15 protein-coding genes, 1 pseudogene and 1 riboswitch are annotated in these 16,403 nt (G+C 68.2%); of the genes and pseudogenes, 11 read left to right on the plus strand and 5 right to left on the minus strand.

The window, feature by feature from the left end; genetic code table 11:
- Window positions 1–33: 33 nt before the first annotated feature.
- A riboswitch (cobalamin riboswitch) is annotated at window positions 34–242 on the plus strand.
- 28 nt (window positions 243–270) lie between these two features.
- Window positions 271–1,380: a HoxN/HupN/NixA family nickel/cobalt transporter gene (locus ACWD5D_RS17295; RefSeq protein ID WP_451373530.1), complete on the plus strand. Its 1,110-nt coding sequence runs from the start codon at window positions 271–273 to the stop codon at window positions 1,378–1,380.
- 24 nt (window positions 1,381–1,404) lie between these two features.
- Here the strand turns inward: ACWD5D_RS17295 and ACWD5D_RS17300 are convergent, their stop codons facing one another.
- On the minus strand, window positions 1,405–1,620 hold the full coding sequence (locus ACWD5D_RS17300) for a hypothetical protein (RefSeq protein ID WP_451373531.1): 216 nt from the start codon (window positions 1,618–1,620) through the stop codon (window positions 1,405–1,407).
- Window positions 1,621–1,951: 331 nt separating this feature from the next.
- Here ACWD5D_RS17300 and ACWD5D_RS17305 point away from each other — a divergent pair, with 331 nt between their 5' ends.
- The 9 genes and pseudogenes from ACWD5D_RS17305 to ACWD5D_RS17345 all read left to right on the plus strand — a co-directional run bounded on the left by ACWD5D_RS17305 (window position 1,952) and on the right by ACWD5D_RS17345 (window position 11,482).
- Window positions 1,952–2,551 (plus strand): hypothetical protein, encoded by a 600-nt coding sequence (locus ACWD5D_RS17305; RefSeq protein ID WP_451373532.1) that lies wholly within the window; start codon window positions 1,952–1,954, stop codon window positions 2,549–2,551.
- Between the two features lie 40 nt (window positions 2,552–2,591).
- Window positions 2,592–3,338, plus strand: coding sequence for a YcnI family protein (locus tag ACWD5D_RS17310; RefSeq protein WP_451373533.1), 747 nt, complete (start codon window positions 2,592–2,594; stop codon window positions 3,336–3,338).
- A 148-nt stretch (window positions 3,339–3,486) separates the two neighbouring features.
- Window positions 3,487–3,992: pseudogene (locus tag ACWD5D_RS17315) on the plus strand (ATP-binding cassette domain-containing protein); the annotation flags it as partial.
- A 1,368-nt stretch (window positions 3,993–5,360) separates the two neighbouring features.
- The gene (locus ACWD5D_RS17320; protein WP_451373534.1) at window positions 5,361–6,548 is read left to right on the plus strand and encodes a MalY/PatB family protein; all 1,188 of its coding nucleotides are present in this window, start codon (window positions 5,361–5,363) and stop codon (window positions 6,546–6,548) included.
- A gap of 256 nt (window positions 6,549–6,804) precedes the next feature.
- Complete coding sequence (locus ACWD5D_RS17325) at window positions 6,805–7,785, plus strand: amino acid ABC transporter permease (protein WP_451373535.1); 981 nt, start codon at window positions 6,805–6,807, stop codon at window positions 7,783–7,785.
- Window positions 7,782–8,597, plus strand: coding sequence for an amino acid ABC transporter ATP-binding protein (locus tag ACWD5D_RS17330; RefSeq protein WP_451373536.1), 816 nt, complete (start codon window positions 7,782–7,784; stop codon window positions 8,595–8,597). Before ACWD5D_RS17325 ends, ACWD5D_RS17330 begins: the two co-directional genes overlap by 4 nt.
- Before the next feature lie 110 nt (window positions 8,598–8,707).
- Window positions 8,708–9,319 carry a hypothetical protein gene (locus ACWD5D_RS17335; RefSeq protein ID WP_451373537.1) on the plus strand — a complete coding sequence of 204 codons (612 nt, stop codon included), beginning with the start codon at window positions 8,708–8,710 and terminating at the stop codon, window positions 9,317–9,319.
- Window positions 9,316–10,227 carry an ABC transporter substrate-binding protein gene (locus ACWD5D_RS17340; protein WP_451373538.1) on the plus strand — a complete coding sequence of 304 codons (912 nt, stop codon included), beginning with the start codon at window positions 9,316–9,318 and terminating at the stop codon, window positions 10,225–10,227. Before ACWD5D_RS17335 ends, ACWD5D_RS17340 begins: the two co-directional genes overlap by 4 nt.
- A gap of 190 nt (window positions 10,228–10,417) precedes the next feature.
- Complete coding sequence (locus ACWD5D_RS17345) at window positions 10,418–11,482, plus strand: ArsR/SmtB family transcription factor (protein WP_451373539.1); 1,065 nt, start codon at window positions 10,418–10,420, stop codon at window positions 11,480–11,482.
- A gap of 417 nt (window positions 11,483–11,899) precedes the next feature.
- Here ACWD5D_RS17345 and ACWD5D_RS17350 read toward each other — a convergent pair whose 3' ends face one another.
- Window positions 11,900–12,076, minus strand: coding sequence for a hypothetical protein (locus ACWD5D_RS17350; protein WP_451373540.1), 177 nt, complete (start codon window positions 12,074–12,076; stop codon window positions 11,900–11,902).
- A 905-nt stretch (window positions 12,077–12,981) separates the two neighbouring features.
- On the opposite strand from ACWD5D_RS17350, the gene ACWD5D_RS17355 reads away from it, so the two are divergent.
- Window positions 12,982–13,323 (plus strand): MerR family transcriptional regulator, encoded by a 342-nt coding sequence (locus ACWD5D_RS17355; protein ID WP_316780919.1) that lies wholly within the window; start codon window positions 12,982–12,984, stop codon window positions 13,321–13,323.
- Between the two features lie 285 nt (window positions 13,324–13,608).
- On the opposite strand, the gene ACWD5D_RS17360 is transcribed toward ACWD5D_RS17355, so the two are convergent.
- The 3 genes from ACWD5D_RS17360 to ACWD5D_RS17370 all read right to left on the minus strand — a co-directional run bounded on the left by ACWD5D_RS17360 (window position 13,609) and on the right by ACWD5D_RS17370 (window position 16,398).
- Window positions 13,609–13,887 (minus strand): hypothetical protein, encoded by a 279-nt coding sequence (locus ACWD5D_RS17360; RefSeq protein WP_451373541.1) that lies wholly within the window; start codon window positions 13,885–13,887, stop codon window positions 13,609–13,611.
- A 127-nt stretch (window positions 13,888–14,014) separates the two neighbouring features.
- Window positions 14,015–14,368, minus strand: a complete 354-nt coding sequence (locus tag ACWD5D_RS17365) for a DoxX family protein (RefSeq protein WP_451373542.1) — start codon at window positions 14,366–14,368, stop codon at window positions 14,015–14,017.
- Window positions 14,365–16,398 carry an acetoacetate--CoA ligase gene (locus ACWD5D_RS17370; RefSeq protein WP_451373543.1) on the minus strand — a complete coding sequence of 678 codons (2,034 nt, stop codon included), beginning with the start codon at window positions 16,396–16,398 and terminating at the stop codon, window positions 14,365–14,367. Before ACWD5D_RS17370 ends, ACWD5D_RS17365 begins: the two co-directional genes overlap by 4 nt.
- Between the last annotated feature and the right edge of the window lie 5 nt (window positions 16,399–16,403).

Genomic DNA, 16,403 nt, shown 5'->3' on the forward strand with positions numbered 1-16,403 from the left:
GCTGCGCAGCTATGCAGGGGAAGGCTGCCGCCCCTACGGTTGCGGGGCCGTGGTGTTCGGGAAGACCGGTGACAGTCCCTCGTGGTTCGAGGGGCTCAGGCCGGAGCGGCCCTCGCCACTGTGATCGGGGAGTTTCCGTCCCAGTTGTGCACGGTCACTGTTCGCCGCCAGGGGGATGGGAAGGCCGGGACGGACACGCGTCACCCGTAAGCCAGGAGACCGGCCACGGCATCTCACGAAGTGATCCACGAGGTGCTGGAGCGTGACCGTATGACCCTGCCCACAGGACCCACCGGGCCCACCGAACTCACCACGTTTCAGTGGCGGCGCGAGGACACCGTCCGCACCGCCGGACTCCTGGCGGTGATAGCCGCCCTGCACGTCGTCGCCTTCGGGGTGCTGTTCCTGCTCGTCGTGCCCGGCCACTACGAGATCGGCTCGGAGGCGTTCGGCATGGGGCTCGGTGTGACCGCGTACACGCTGGGGATGCGGCACGCCTTCGACGCCGATCACATCGCCGCGATCGACAACACCACTCGCAAGCTGATGGCCGACGGCAAGCGGCCGGTCTCGGTGGGCTTCTGGTTCGCGCTCGGCCACTCCAGCGTGGTGGTCGTCATGGCCGCCCTGGTCGTGGGCGGCGCACAGCTCGCCGGCACCCTGATGAACGACGACTCCCGTACCCACCAGGTCCTGGGCATCGTCGGCACGACTGTCTCCGGGGCCTTCCTGTATCTCATCGCCGCGCTCAACCTCGTGGCGCTCGCCGGAATCCTGCGGGTCTTCAGGGCGATGCGCTCCGGCACGTACGACGAGGCCGCTCTCGAACAGCACCTGGACTCACGGGGGTTCATGAACCGTGTCCTGGGCCGCTTCACCAAGTCCATCACGCGCCCTGGACAGATGTTCCCGCTCGGCTTCCTCTTCGGCCTCGGCTTCGACACCGCCACCGAGGTCACCCTGATGGTGATGGCGGGCAGCGGCGCGGCGGCCGGCCTGCCCTGGTACGCGCTCCTCTGCCTGCCGCTGCTGTTCGCCGCCGGGATGAGCCTGTTCGACACCCTCGACGGCACCTTCATGAACTTCGCCTACCAGTGGGCCTTCTCCAACCCGGTCCGCAAAGTCTTCTACAACCTCACCATCACCGGCCTGTCCATCGCCGTCGCCTTCCTCATCGGCACCATCGAGCTCGTCGGCGTACTCCACGACAAGTTCGACCTGCGCGACGACGTCACCGGCTGGATCGCCGGGCTGGACTTGGACAACGTCGGCTACATCATCGTCGGGGTGTTCGTTGCCGTGTGGGCCGCGGCGCTGGCGTACTGGCGGCTCGCCAAAGTGGAACAGAGGTGGGCAGCCCGCCTTGCCGAGGGCAGTTGACGTGCGGATCACTTGCCCGCCGTCTCAAGGCAGGGCGATGCCGTCCAGCTTGCCCGCCTTGGCGTCGTCGACCAGGTGGGAGAACTGGTCGGCGCTCATCTGGACGTGCTGGCCGAAGTCGTCGGTCAGCACGATCCGGCGCTCGGCCGGGGCGCTTGGGTCGACGAAGAGCTGGGGACAACCGCAGTCGCATGCTCCGCAGAAGGTCGCCACTGGTTCCAGTTCACTGATGTCGGTCATGCCTCTCCACCTCTGTGGTGCGGGTCTGCGGCGCGTCGGTGTCTGCCGACCGGCGGTCGCGGAGGAATGCTCGGGGGATACCCGGTGCGAGCGGGGCGCACGCGCGCCTCGGCCGGACGCGCGGGGGCGTGGGCGTGGGCGTGGGAGAGGGGCGCTCGTGCTCCATCGCGTGCTCCCGTTGCTTCCACGTGGTCGTAGGTGCCGGGAACTGAACGGTGCCCGTGTCCGACCCGTAAGGAGGGAGCAGGCTTGACGGGGTGGGACGTGGGCGGTGGTGCGCGTGCGCAGGCCGGGGGAAAGATCCCTTAACGGCATGGCAGCATCGGGGAACGTGAGTGTGTCCCTGGCGGTACGGAGTCTGCGCGCGGCGGTGTTCGCCGTGCTGTGCGTGCTGCTCGCCGCCGGTGCACATGCCCTGGCCATGGGCGTGACGCCGCCGGTGTGGATGCAGGTCGCCGGGTTCGTGCCGGTCTTCGTGGCCGGCTGTCTGTTGGGCGGGCGGGAACGCTCGCTGGCCGGCATCGGTGGCGGGACGCTGGTCACCCAGGCCGGCCTGCACCTTGCTTTTGACGCCGCCCGCCCTCATGCCGCGATGGCCATGCAGGGCATGCGGGCGATGCACGGCATGCCGATGAGCCATTCTCATGCGCTGACACCGCACGCCACCGCCGCCCATGTCGGGGCGACCGCTCTGCTGACGTGGTGGCTGCGGCGCGGTGAGGCCGCGTTGTGGTCGGTGCTGCGGCGGGCGGTCGCGTTCGTGCCGGGGCTTGTCGCCTGGTGGCAGGTGGTGAGCGGAGTTCACGGCGAACCGCGCGCGCCGATCCCCGCACTGCGGGCTGCCGGTGCGGTGAGCCCCCTGCGGCAGGCACTCCTGCGACACGCGGTACACCGGCGTGGGCCGCCGGCGGGGATGTCGTACGCGTTCTGACCCCCGACATTCCTCCCGAGTACGGAGACCCCACGCACCCATGTCCACGACTTGTACCACCACCCTGCGCCGGGCCGGCGTCGTCGCCGCCCTCGCCGCCGCCGGCATCCTTACCGCCGCCGGTGTCGCCTCCGCGCACGTCACCGTTCACCCCGACAGCTACGCCAAGGGCGCCACGGACGGTGTCCTCACCTTCCGCGTCCCCAACGAGGAGGACGGAGCGAGCACCACCAAGGTCCAGGTCTTCCTGCCCACCGACCACCCCGTCCTCGGTGTGCTGGTCTCCCCGCAGGACGGCTGGACCGCCAAGGTCACCGACACCAAGCTGAAGACGCCGATCAAGACCGACGACGGCACCATCACCGACGCCGTCTCCGAGATCACCTGGACCGGCGGGAAGATCGACCCCGGCCACTACGAGGACTTCAACGTCGCCTTCGGCCAGCTCCCCGACGACACCGACCAGCTGACCTTCAAGGCCCTCCAGACCTACTCCGACGGCAAGACCGTGCGCTGGATCGAAGAGGCGTCCGGCGGCGACGAGCCCGAGAACCCGGCACCTGTGCTCAAGCTCACCGCCAAGGGCGCGGAGGAAGGCAGCAGCGCCTCGGCCTCCACGCCGGCCGAGACCTCGAAGAGCGCAGAGAGCGCCAAGCCGGCCGCGTCGAACAGCGACTCCACCGCCCGCGGGCTCGGCATCGCCGGACTGATCGTGGGCGTCCTGGGGCTCGCGGCGGCGGTGTTCGCCGTCATGCGTAGCCGCTCCGCAGGATCCCGGGCCGAGTAGAGCCGATTCGAGCCGAGTAGAGCGCCTGCCCCGCCGACCGTGACCCGTCGGCGGGGCACTCCGCCCCCGCCGCAAAGAAAGCGACTGTCGGCGGGGAACTCACCGTCCGCACCTTCCGACTCCTCTGCGAGAACGGACAGAAGGTGGGATGGACGGTCTGGATGTACGGATGCGCCAGGTCGCCTGTCGGCACGGCCGGGTCGGGGCCGTGCGCGACGTCGATCTCGACATCGAGGCGGGCGCGCGGGTGGCTCTGACCGGTACCAACGGGTCAGGCAAGACCACGCTGATACGCGCAATGCTGGGCCTGCACCGCCAGGCCGACGGGCAGATCTTGGTCGGCGGCCGGGGCACCGGCACGGCGGCTGAGTGGGCGTGGCGCCGCCGGGCGTGCGCCTGGATTCCGCAGAAGCCCGCCGTGGGCCGCTTCCCGCTGCTGGGACGCGAGTTGCTGGCGAGCACCGGGGCCCCCGCGAAGCGGAGGAGGCGGTGGACAAGCTCGGCGTCGGACCGCTGACCGGCCGTCCGCTGCACACGCTGTCCGGGGGCCAGTTGCAGCGCATGTATCTGGCCCGCGCGGTCGGCTGTGTCGCCGCCGGGGCCGGGGTGCTGCTGGCCGACGAGCCCACCGCCGCCCTCGACTTCGCCGGGCAGGCCCGAGTGGGCTATTTCCAACCTGAATTCGCTGGTCATGGGGCTGGTGTGAAGTAGTGGGTGAGGTTCTCGTGCTGGTCGCAGGTCAGATCGCCAGCAGGTGATCGTCTGTCACGGGGTGGTTCCCGTGGATCCCATCACGCGACCCTGCTGCCGCGGGCGTTGCTGGTGCTGACGAACACCGAGGTCGTCCGGTGACATGCGATCACCCTGAGGCGATCATGCCGCCAACCGTCTTGAGGAACCCACCCGCAGCTCACGCCAGAGCCAGTGACCTGCAGAAATCAAGATGAAAAGACTCCGTTGTCCACGCTCAGTTCGATCTCGGCCACGTCCGCACCCTCTCCGCGGTTCGCGCCGACTACGCCCACTCACAAGACGAGACGTCGGCACGACTGCGCCGACCCGATCGGGCATCTCCGCACGCTGAACCGACTCTTCCCGACCCGAACCTCCGGCCCCGTCCGCGGCGACCTGTCCCACCCCGGCCCGTACGGCGGGCATCCTTGCGACGAACCACGAAAGACCGACAGAGCGAAAACCCACGCGGCGAGCACGACCGAAATCGCGATCGTCCACCGCGCCACGGGCGTGTGCCTGAGTGAGGGCAGAGGATGGTCGACGCGTGCACGGTGGGCGTGGCCCTGAACCGGCATGCCGCACAGGTACGGGATGGCCTCGCCGCAGGCGCTGATCCGGCCTGCGGCCTCATCGCAGGGTCTGCGAGAACCACGGCAGTCAAGACGTCACAACACCGGCAGGAATCGGACCCTTGCGGAAGATTAGAAGTTCTTCTAATCTCCTGTGGGCAGGTCAGCTCTCAGTACGGGTCGAGTCACTGGCTGAAGAGACATCATCGCGACCTGGGAGCCGGAAGGCTCTCGTCGGCCAACCTGGGCAGGAGGGTCCCACGGAGATCAGACACACAACGATGTCCGATATGAGCGACTCCTTCGCGTCGGGCAACGCCGACGCGGATGGATCAACGGGGGCCGGGCGGTAACCCGCCACCCGCATGCCGCACCGCCGGACGACCAGGGTCCACCTCTGGTCGACCGACCTCGCCGCGCTACGGCAATCTTCCTCGCCGTCGTCGGCTGCATCAGATCGAAGGCCCGCCGTGTCACGGCGGGACCGAGTCCTCCACGACACCACCCACAACCGGAAACGGCAGCTCTGCTCGACGCGCTGCCAAGACTGCGTCAAGTCGGCGGTGCAACGCAAGCACCGCCGAGCCCAGTAGCCGGGGCATCGGTTTCCCGTCGGTAAGAAGTGCCTCATTGCCTCCGGCACGAAAGCGGTGCCGTCGGTGTGCCCTGCTCACTCGCCACCCCACCCTGCTCGGCAGGGAAGATTCAGGAGAGTTTGATGCCCGACGCCGCACTCCTCGCCGCGCTCCAGTCCTGGACAGTCGACGACTCCCGTAACCGAGGTCTGAAGCGCTGGTCGCGCTCACCGGCCGGCGTTCTCGACCTGACCGTCGCGGAGATGGACTTCCCGATCGCCGAGCCGATCATGGTGGCGGTCCGGGATGCCGTCGAACGGCAGGCGTTCGGCTATCCGCTGACCGAGGAGTACACCCGGTTCCAGGCCGTCACCGCCCACTGGCTGCGGCAACGTGGGCTGAGCATCCCCACGGACCATGTCTTCATGGTCTCCGACGTGTTGAAAGGGCAGGAGCTGGCTCTCGACCGCTTCACCCGTCGTGACGCCCCGGTCGTGGTGGTAACCCCGACCTACAGCGCGTTCTTCGAGACGCTCTGGATCACGCGGCGTACCGCGATCGAGGTTCCGCTGGCTGAGACCGCGGAGGGTTACCGGCTCGACATCGACGCGATTGAGGACGCGTTTCGCGCGGGAGCGTCGACGCTGCTGCTGTGCAACCCCAGCAATCCGACGGGCACCGTGCACAGCCGAGATGAGCTGATCCGGCTGGCCGACCTCGCGGGCGCCTACGACGTACGGGTGATCAGTGACGAGGTACACGCCCCCCTCTCCTATCCAGGTGTGGAGTATGTCAGCTACGCCTCGGTGTCGCCTGCGGCGGCCGCCACCGCGATCACGGTGACCAGCGCCAGCAAGACCTGGAACATCCCCGGTCTGCGGTGCGCGGTCATCGCGTTCACCAACGTCCACGACCTCAAGATCTGGCACGCGCTGCCCATCGGCGCGAAGGGCGGCATCTCCCCGCTGGGCATCAGCGCGACGATCGCCGCCTTCGAGGGCGGCCAACCCTGGCTGGACGCCGCACTCGCCCTCCTGGAGGGCAAGCGCGACCTCGTCGTCTCCGGCCTGAACGGCCTCGGCTACGGCGAGCTGATCCATGCGCCGGCCGCGACCTACCTGGGCTGGGCGGATCTCCGCGGGCTCGGCCTCGAGTCACCGCACACGTGGCTGCGGGAGGAGGCAGGTGTCGCGGTGACGCCCGGCGCCGATCACGGCGCGGCTGGTTCCGGCTTCGTCCGGATCAACCTCGCCACCCCCGACGCGCAACTGCACGACTTCCTCGACCGCATGGAACGCGTCCTCGAGTCGGCTCCGGCGGTTCGGCGATGACGGCGCCGTTCGACACCGTGGACTCCAGGCGCTGGTGGCACGGTGCGTAGCAGACCGGTACCCCGGCAGGAGCCCCTACGACCTCGCGCGTCGTGTGACCGGCCTGCTGACCGAGAAGATCAGCGAAGTGGCGGACCCGACGGTGGCGAGCGGGCCGTCCGGGACAAATCCGTGTGATGTCTGACAGGTCTGCGAGAAATCCACCCGACCCTTGTCGAACCGGTCTGCGGAGCAGGCCCTTGCTGGGAGGATGTCCATGCCCACGACCAGAATCCAGGAGCCGGGCGGCCCCGGCACACTGCCCGGCGCGTGGCCGGGGGACGCCGGCCTGATCGTTCGGCAACGGCGTCACCGGGGCCGGCAGTTCGCCTCGGCCGTCGTCGTCCTGCTCGGCGTCTACGTGCTGATCTCGGTGGCGACGAACGAGCGGTTCGGATGGGGGGTGGTCGCTGATCACCTCTTCAATCCGGTCATTCTCGCCGGTCTGCGAAGCACACTGCTGCTGACGCTGTACTCGACCCTGATCGGCCTCGGGCTGGGGGCGGTCATCGCGGTCATGCGGCTGTCACCGATCCGTGTGCTCTCGGTGCCGGCGTGGCTCTTCGCCCTGTTCTTCCGCGGTACGCCGCTGCTCGTCCAAGTGATCTTCTGGTACAACCTCGCGGCGCTCTACCCCACGGTGTCCCTGGGCATCCCGGGAATCGGGACGCTCTACCAGGGCGATGTCAACACGCTGATCACCCCGATCGCCGCCGGGCTGCTGGCGTTGGGGCTCAACGAGGCCGCCTACATGTCCGAGATCATCCGGGCGGGCATCATCGGCGTCGACAAGGGCCAGGTCGAGGCGGCGAAATCCCTCGGGATGCGGCCGATGCGGGTGCTGCGCCGGGTGGTGTTCCCGCAGGCCATGCGGACGATCATCCCGCCGACCGGTAACGAAGTGATCGGCCTGCTCAAGAGCACCTCGCTGGTGAGCGTCATCGCTGTACCGGAACTGCTGTTCTCCGCGCAGGTCATCTACGCCCAGAACCTGGAGACGATCCCCCTGCTCGTCGTGGTCTCGATCTGGTACATGGTCATCACCACGATCATGTCGGTCGGCCAGTTCTATCTGGAGCGGCGCTACGGGCGCGGGTCCGGCCGTGATGCACCCCGCAGCCTGTTCCAGATCATCGGGACGTCACTCACCCGGTCCCACGCTCCACGGCCCACCACCTCGGAAGGTGCTCCCTCATGACATCGCCGGAGAGCCGCGGCCCCATGCTCGTCGCGCACCGCGTCCGAAAGAACTTCGCGCACATCGAGGTGCTCAAGGACATCTCGTTCACCGTCGAGCAGGGGGAGGTGGTGTGCCTGATCGGTCCCTCCGGTTCCGGAAAGAGCACGCTGCTGCGCTGCGTCAACCACCTGGAGGCGCCGACAAGCGGGTGGTTCAAGGTCGATGGCGCGTTCGTCGGATACCGGAAAGCAGGCACTCACCTGTATGAGCAGCGGGAACGGGTTGCCTGCCGGATGCGCTCGGAAATCGGCATGGTGTTCCAGGCATTCAACCTGTTCCCGCACATGACAGCGCTCCAGAACGTGATCGAGGGTCCGGTCCAGGTGAAGCGTGAGTCGAAGAGTGCGGCCCGGGAACACGCGACGGAGTTGCTGCGCCGAGTCGGTCTGGGCAGCAAGGCCGACCGGTACCCCAAGCAGTTGTCGGGCGGCGAGCAGCAACGCGTGGCCATCGCCCGGGCGCTCGCCATGCGCCCGAAGCTGATGCTGTTCGATGAGCCGACCTCCGCGCTCGACCCCGAACTCGTCGGCGAGGTCCTCGACGTCATGCGCGCCCTGGCGGCCGAAGGCATGACGATGATCATCGCGACCCACGAGATGGGCTTCGCCGCGGACGTTGCGGACACCGTGATCTTCATGGACCAGGGCGTCATTGTGGAGCGCGGGACGGCCGACCAGGTGATCGCGAGTCCGGCCAACCCTCGCACCCAGCGTTTCCTGCGCAACCTCGACCGGATCGGGGGAGCGGCGTCCACCACGGAGTCCGCGTAACACGAACGTCATCACATCGTGCGAAATGGTCACAGCCGACCTCTTGAATAGAGATTAGAGATATTTCTAATCTCGTCGTCGCGGGCCTTCCTCTTCCGAAGGGAATCCAGATGGCCGTCCTGATCTCCGACCTCGTCGATCGCATGATCGCCGCCCGCAGCGATCGATACAGGCATCCCGAGCCCTCCGGAAAGGAGCACCGTACAGCCTCGCTCGTCGCCGGGGCGCTGCGTGCGATCCCGGCCGGCGTCGACCTTCGAGGAACGGTCGGCACCTGTACCGACCAGGACCTCGATGTCATCCACCGACGCGTGTCGGAGATCGCGGCGGGCGTTGCCTCCGCGCACGGCGGCACCGCCGCCGTCGGCTTCAAGGACGACACCTGTCCGGCCGGCACCAACGACCCGGTCATCGCCGGCCTGGGCCTGGTCACCGATGCCGCTCGAAAGATCGTCGGAGAAGCCGACGTGAGCGCCGACATGGTCATCGGGGGAGCCGACGACATGTCAGAGATCTTGCTGGACGTACCCGGCTACTACTTCTTCGTCGGCGGCGCCAACGAGACGCGCGGCTTGACCGCGGATGTGCACAGCCCGGACTTCGACTTCGACGGGGCGGCGTCCGCGGGTCGCCACGACACGCCGCTGACCAGTGCCTTCACCATCCTGTCCGCACTCGACACCCCGGATGCCAATCCCAACACGAAAGAAGAAGGACAATGAGCACCTCACGACTGGCCGGCCTGGCAGCCGCTCTCACCTCTGCAGCACTGCTCTCGGCGTGCGGTATCGGCGAGGCGGACTCGCCCGCGCCGGCCGCGGGCACTCCCAGCGTGACGATGTCCGCGAATGCCGACATCGCGAAGCTGGTCCCGCAGGAGATCAAGCACCGGGGCTACATCACGGTCGTGACCGACGTGACCTACCCGCCCTTCGGACTCCTGGAGAAGGACGGCAAGACCTTCGCCGGAATTGACGTCGACATGGCGAAGGCGCTGGAACCGCTGCTCGGCGTCGATGTCCGCGTGGTCAATGCCGGCTTCGACGCCTTCATCCCCGGCCTCCAGGCCGACCGGTACGACGCCGGGTTCAACGCGATCACTGACCTGCCCGACCGGCGCAAGGTCGTCGACTTCATCGACTTCATGCAGAACGGCGGTGTATTCGTCACAGCGCCGAGCAGCACAGTGAAGATCAAGGAGCTGACGTCGGTCTGCGAGCATTCGGCCGGGGCAGAGAAGGGCAGCGACACCGTCTCCCTGCTGCAGGGCCTCGCGCCGCACTGCGAAGCCGTCGGCAAGAAGCCGGTCGACGTGAAGATCTACGGATCCCAGTCGGACGCGCTTGTCGCCCTCACCAGCGGTCGGGTCGAGACCGTGCTCGCCGGTAGTACCGCCGGCTACCTGGCCAAGGAATCGCACGGCAAGTACGAGGTCAACGGCCCGCTCTTCCCCAACCTGAAGGGCAAGTTCGACCTGAGCGGCCTCGCACTGCCCAAGGACTCCCCGCTCACCGAAGCAATGCTCGCCGCGGTGAAGCATCTCTACACCGACGGCACACTGGAGAAGATCTTCACCTCGTACGGCCTCGACGCAGACGACCTCGTCGAACCCGCCGTCAACGCGGCCTGAGCACGGGACAGGGCGGCGAGCCGCGGTGGCCGCCCCGTCCGTCGTTGAGGCGTCTCACGTCGTGCATCCCGGTCGACAGCGGGTCTGCCGGTACGGCATCGGGCGCTCTGCCGCTGAGAACAGCGAAACCTGGGCTCAGAATCAGCGTGCATACTGGATCTTCAGAGAGATATCTAATCGGGGGAGCCGTATGGAGCAGGATTCCACGACCGTTGTCACCGTCAACACGGCCGTCGAGCTGATCGCGCGACTGTACGCTGGCGCTCACGCCACCAAGGGCGACTTCGAGCAGGTTCCGGCCGATGCACGGGCCTACGTGACCGTCGGCGACGCAGCGATGCAGCAGCACCTGCAGCGCTACTTCGGTGCCGACTTCGCCGTCGGTATGAGCTTGGCGATGCTCGCCATCAATCGGGGATGGAACAGCGCGCAAGCGCTGACCGACGGGGTCGGCGGGTTGGCTCCGGAAGACCTGGTGACCGAGCTGCTGGCCTCGACGACCCTCGAGCCCGCGGATCAGAAGGCGACGCACGAACTCGTCGCCTCTGCACTGCGCGACCCCGCTCAGCGGGACACCACCGCGCGCAAGGTCGCGCGCCGCAACTCCTATATGCGCAAGGACGTCGAGTACCTCCTGGCCGACCCGAGCCGGGCGAGGGCGGAACTCGAGGCCGTCCTGACGTTCGGTGCCGCGGCGTTCGGTGAGGAGGCAGCCGTCGGCGGCCGACTGCGCGACCGCATCGACGCAATCAACGGCTTGCTCGCGAGCGCCGGTCGTAGGCGGGCGCTGCTCGAGCTCACCGGCGGGTGGACACTCAAGGACGAGACGCAGCGCGTCGTCCTCGTCCCGACCGAAGCGCTGGCGTCCCTCGTCATCACACGGCTCCTCCCCGATGGCCGGATGCTGGTGGTGTTCGGGCCGCTTCGCAACCGGCACGAGCAGCGCGGGACGGCAGACCTCGCTGCCATCGCCCACGCATTGGGAAGCGAGCAGAGGCTGGCGATCCTGCACCACATCGCCAGGGAACCGGCGACGGGGCAGACGCTGGCCAAGACCCTCGGCCTGACCGGCGCCACCATCCACTACCACACATCGCTGCTGCGCTCTCTGGGCCTGGTGACGAGCATGCGCGACGTCCACAGCGTGGTCCATTCGGTCGACGCGGACCAGTTGCTGTTCGCGTTGTCCTCAATCGCGCAGACGGTCCTGGGCGATTCGACGATTCGGCTGGAGAGCGGGTACAAGCAGGACTGACGCTGGTCAGCAGCTCGGCGGACCTGCTTCACGCCGCCCGAGACGCGGAACCCATGGGCGCCGTGCTCTCCCACTTCATACGCATCCGCCGGCACCCGACGTGGCGCAACCGGATCCGGAAGAGAGCAACTTCAGCGTGTTTCACCCTGAAGTTGCTGGTCGCGGGGCTGGTGTGAGTGCGGTTTATTCACGGTGCCAGGGGAGAACGGCTCCGTGCTCCCCTCTTGTTGTCCCTTGTGGGTCGTCGTCCGGCTGAAGTCTGCGGACTCCGGTGGGAGGACGTCGACTTGGAGCTCGCCACGATCTCGATAGCCAACACGCGGACGATGATGGGAAATCGGTACGTGGTGGAGAAGGACACCAAGTCCTTTGCAGGGTAACGGGATCTTCCCTTGCCGGTACCGGTGTTGGCTGCCCTCAAGTCGTCGTCGACGCGTCCCGTTCCGTGCTGCCGTTATCGCACGGTCGGAAGTCGAAGAACTCCGGCAGCGTGCAGAACCCGCGATCAGCCATGGCTCGCGCGACTAACGACACGTACTCGTCGGCAGCCAACCACCCAGCGCCCACACCGGCGGCGAGGACATCAATGCTCATGGCAGCGTCACCTTCGGACAATGGCAGACCTGGACGCCGACTCCGACTTCGCCAGAGATGTCCGGGCCGGCTTTGCCGTCCTACACCATCGACGGCGCAGTCAGCGGAAGGCACGAGGCGAGTGCAGAATCTGGTTGCAGTGTGCGGCCTGGCGTCGGCGGCCGGCGCTGTTCCAGCAGGAGTCGGCGCCGCCGCCCATGGCCGACTCGGGCCTTGGCAGGGGTGACGCGCGGCGGCTGACGGTGGGTGCCATCCGGCGGAGAACGCCGATCCCCTTCAGGGGGTACGCCCCGGATGCCCGGTGATGCTCCGGGCGTCGGGGAGGGTGCTGTGCGGCGTGGCGTCCCCGCCGCACAGCACCCGGACCCGGGTGGGCTGGTGTGCTGCTGTTCAGGGCGATGTCATTCGCGCCGCCACGTACCCGGGGCAGCACTCTTCTGGGTGTGCAGGCAGTAGGGGTGCACACATCCACCCTGAAGAAAATTTGTTGTGGCGAGAGTAGACATTGGCTCGTCGTGGGGTTACTGTCGTGTCGTACCCAGGAAGTCGAAGTGAGTACGGCAGACATGAACTGCCGTGCGAGCAGGTCAAGAAGGACACGACCCCCGAGAGGTCGTGAGCAGTACCCGCGGTATCCAGCAGTACAACCGAGTAATCGAAGGTAAGGAGCCGAACGCCATCAGGATCGCCCGGGCGAGGAAGCAGTCCGCCCGGGTACCGCAGGCCCCGGATTGGAAGGTGGTCCCCGGTCACGCATTCGCGATCCCCGCAGCCTCGCCCTCCCAGGCGGCCCCTGCGGACGAACAAGGCCGGCACGGTGTGCCGGTAGATGGTGTTGAAAGCTCGGGGCCCGGGTGCCGGTAAGGCATCCGGGCCCCCCGACGCGTCCGCGAAAGAAGAGGTCTATGCCCCCTGCCGGTCCCCGTCCTGTCGACAATCTCGACGATGACGATTACCCCGCCTACACCATGGGCCGGGCCGCCGAGATGCTCGGCACCACCCCCGCCTTCCTCCGCGCCCTCGGCGAGCACCGCCTGATCACACCGCTGCGCTCCGAAGGCGGCCACCGCCGCTACTCCCGCTACCAGTTGCGCATCGCGGCCCGCGCCCGCGAACTCGTCGACGCAGGCACGCCCATAGAGGCCGCCTGCCGCATCGTCGTTCTCGAAGACCAACTCGAAGAAGCCCAGCGCATCAACGAGCAACTGCGTACCGAGGGCGGGGCGCAGCCGAAGACCTCAGCCTGACTTGAGTACGCCGAGCGCCGGCCGAATCCTGATCGTCGCGACCGAGGCCGTCACCTGGTCGCGGCGGTGCAGTCGACGTTCATCCCGCGACGGATCGCTGTTGACGCTCAGCGTGGCAGCTTCTACCCGGAGGGATTGGTGGAAGGACCGCGGTCGTGGGTGGTGGGCGCAGTAGGTATCCCCGGGCTGCTGACGGCTGCGGGGATGGCGGCGACGCTGGAGGCCGTCGACGTGTCAGGACCCGGCCTCGCTGAGCTGACCCCTCATCGCCGCCGACCGGTCGTACTAGCGGCTCGTGCCGAGGTCCCCCTGCTCGTTCAACAGCTCAAGGAGTGCTGCATCCGCCCTCTTCTGATCTTCCTTGGTCAGTTCGACCGGTGTGTTGTTGTAGACGGTGTAGCGGTCCGGATCGGTGATGTTGGCGGCCCGCAGGGTGAACGTCAGCAGGCGGCGCCACCCCTTGCGGTGGCCGACGGTGAAGAGCAATGCGCAGACCGACACCACACCGGCGCCTGTGAGTGATGAGGACGCGGCCAGATCGGTCGCGGCCATCAGCAGGGCCACAGATTCAGTCTGCCAGCCCCGGCGTGGGCTCGCTAACAGGGCTCAGGGCCTCCGCCGCCAGCGCGCAGCAGCCGGCAAGGAGGATCGTCTGCGTATCGCAGGTGGCCGCTGAAGTCCTCGGCCACCGTCACGAGCCGCCACCGGCAAGCAGCACGAGATACCAGGCGACCGCAGCAGCGCATGTCACCGCGGGGAGGAATTTGGCCAGCCCGTCGCCCTTGCGTACGTGCGTGGTCACGGCACCGGCGAGCAGCATCAGCAGTCCGATACCGGCCAGGCCGCCGCACAGCGGTACGACCGGGCCGAGGGCCACGCCGAGGGCGCCCGCCAGCTCCAGGCCGCCGATGAGCCGGTAGGCAGCGGTGGTGAAGCCGGCGTGGGCGGCCAGCTCGGGCATCGGACCCAGGGCCAGAATCTTGGCCGTGCCCAGCAGGGCGAAGTTCAACGCGATGAGACAGGTCAGCGAGGCGGAGAGGATCACGAGACGCCTTCGGGGGTGTGCGGGCGGCGGGCCTGGCGACGTTCAGCGCCCAGGCCGGCGAAGTAGGCGATCAGGACGGGGTTGTCGACCGCGGAGGGGTTGAGGACCTGCTCGGCGCGGGCGCCCTGGAGGAGGCGCTTGACCGGGACCTCGAGCTTCTTGCCGGTCTTCGTGTGCGGGATGGCCGGCACGGCGAGGATCTCGTCGGGGACATGGCGGGGTGAGGCGCCGGTGCGGATCGCGTCGCGGATCTTTTCGCACAGGGACTCGTCCAGACCGACCCCGTCGGCGAGGACCACGAAGAGCGGCATCCAGTAAGCGCCGTCGGGTTCCTCCGCACCGATGACGAGGGCCTCGGCGATCTCAGGGAGGCGTTCGACGATGTCGTGGATGTCGGCGCTGCCCAGGCGTACGCCGTTGCGGTTGAGGGTGGCGTCGGAGCGGCCGTGGACGATTACCGAGCCGTGGGAGGTGAGGGTGATCCAGTCGCCGTGCCGCCATATGCCCGGGTAGGCGCTGAAGTAGGCGTCGCGGTAGCGGCTGCCGTCGGGGTCGTTCCAGAAGTACAGCGGCATCGACGGCATGGGCCGGGTGACGACCAGTTCGCCGACCTGGTCGGTGACCGGCCGTCCCGCGTCGTCGTACGCCGCGAGCGCCACGCCGAGGTTGGGGGCCGACAGTTCACCCGCCCAGATGGGGGTGGTGGGGGCGCTGCCGGCGAAGCCGGAGACGACGTCCGTGCCGCCGCTGGTGGAGGCCAGCTGGATGTCGGCGCCGACGTGGTCGCGGACCCAGGGGTAGGCGGAGGCGGGCAGGGCGGAGCCGGTGCAGCCGATGGCGCGGATCGCCGACAGGTCGTGCGCGGTGGGTTCGATGCCTAGCTTGGCCATGGCCAGCAGGTACTGGGGGCTGGTGCCGAAGACGGTGACCTTGTGACGGGCCGCCAGTTCCCACAGGATGACCGGGCGCGCCACCGGTGCGGGGCTGCCGTCGTAGGTGCAGGTGGCGGCACCGGTCAGCAGGGTGGAGGCGACCAGGTTCCACATCATCCAGTGGGTGGTGGTGTACCACAGCAGGCGGTCACCGACGCCCAGGTCGCAGTGCAGGCCGAGGGTCTTGAGGTGTTCCAGCAGGACGCCTCCGTGACCGTGGACGATGCCCTTGGGCAGGCCGGTGGTGCCGGAGGAGAAGACGATCCACAGCGGGTGGTCGAACGGAACCGGGGCGATGGCGAGGTACTCGGTGCGGCCGGCCGCGTCCTCCCAGGGAACCGTCAGCCTCGCGGCCCGGGTCGCGGGCCACGCGAGGCCCAGGTGATCCACGAGGACCGTGGCCTTGAGCGTGGGCAGGGCGGCGGCCAGGTCGAGGGAGGCTGCGCGGCGGTCGTGGCGGGTGCCGTTGAAGAGGTAGCCGTCCGCGGTGATGAGCACCGTGGGTGCGAGTTGGGCGAAGCGGTCGGCTGCGGCCTTGGGGGCGTAGTCCTGGCCGCACACCGACCACACGGCGCCCAGGCTTGCGGTGGCGAGGAAGGCGATGACGGCGTGCGGGGTGTTGGGCAGGTAGCCGACCACCCGGTCGCCCTGTCCGACGCCGAGGTCGCGCAGGGTGGCTGCGACGGAGGAGACCTGGGCGCGGAGCTGCCGGCCCGTGATCTCGTAGGCGGCTCCGGTCTCGTCCAGTGCGGTGATCGCGGGGGCGTCCGGGTGCAGGTTGCGCAGTGCATGGTGGGCGTAGTTGAGGGTGGCGCCGGGGAACCAGTTGGCGCCGGGCATGGTCTCCTCGGCGAGCACCCGCTCGTACGGAGTGGTGGCGTCGATGTCGAAGTACTCCCACACCGCGGCCCAGAATCCTTCCAGGTCGGTGACGGACCAGTGGTGCAGGGCCTGGTACTCGGTGGGGGCCTGGATGCCTTCGGCGCCTGCGTGCCGGGCGGCCCAGCGGGCGAAGTCCGCGATGCGGCTGCCGGCGGCCGTCTTCGGGTCGGGCGGCAGGAAGGGCTCCGGACAAGGCGTGGAGTGCGGGGTGGTCATGGTGT

Source organism: Streptomyces sp. NPDC002520, assembly GCF_053595235.1.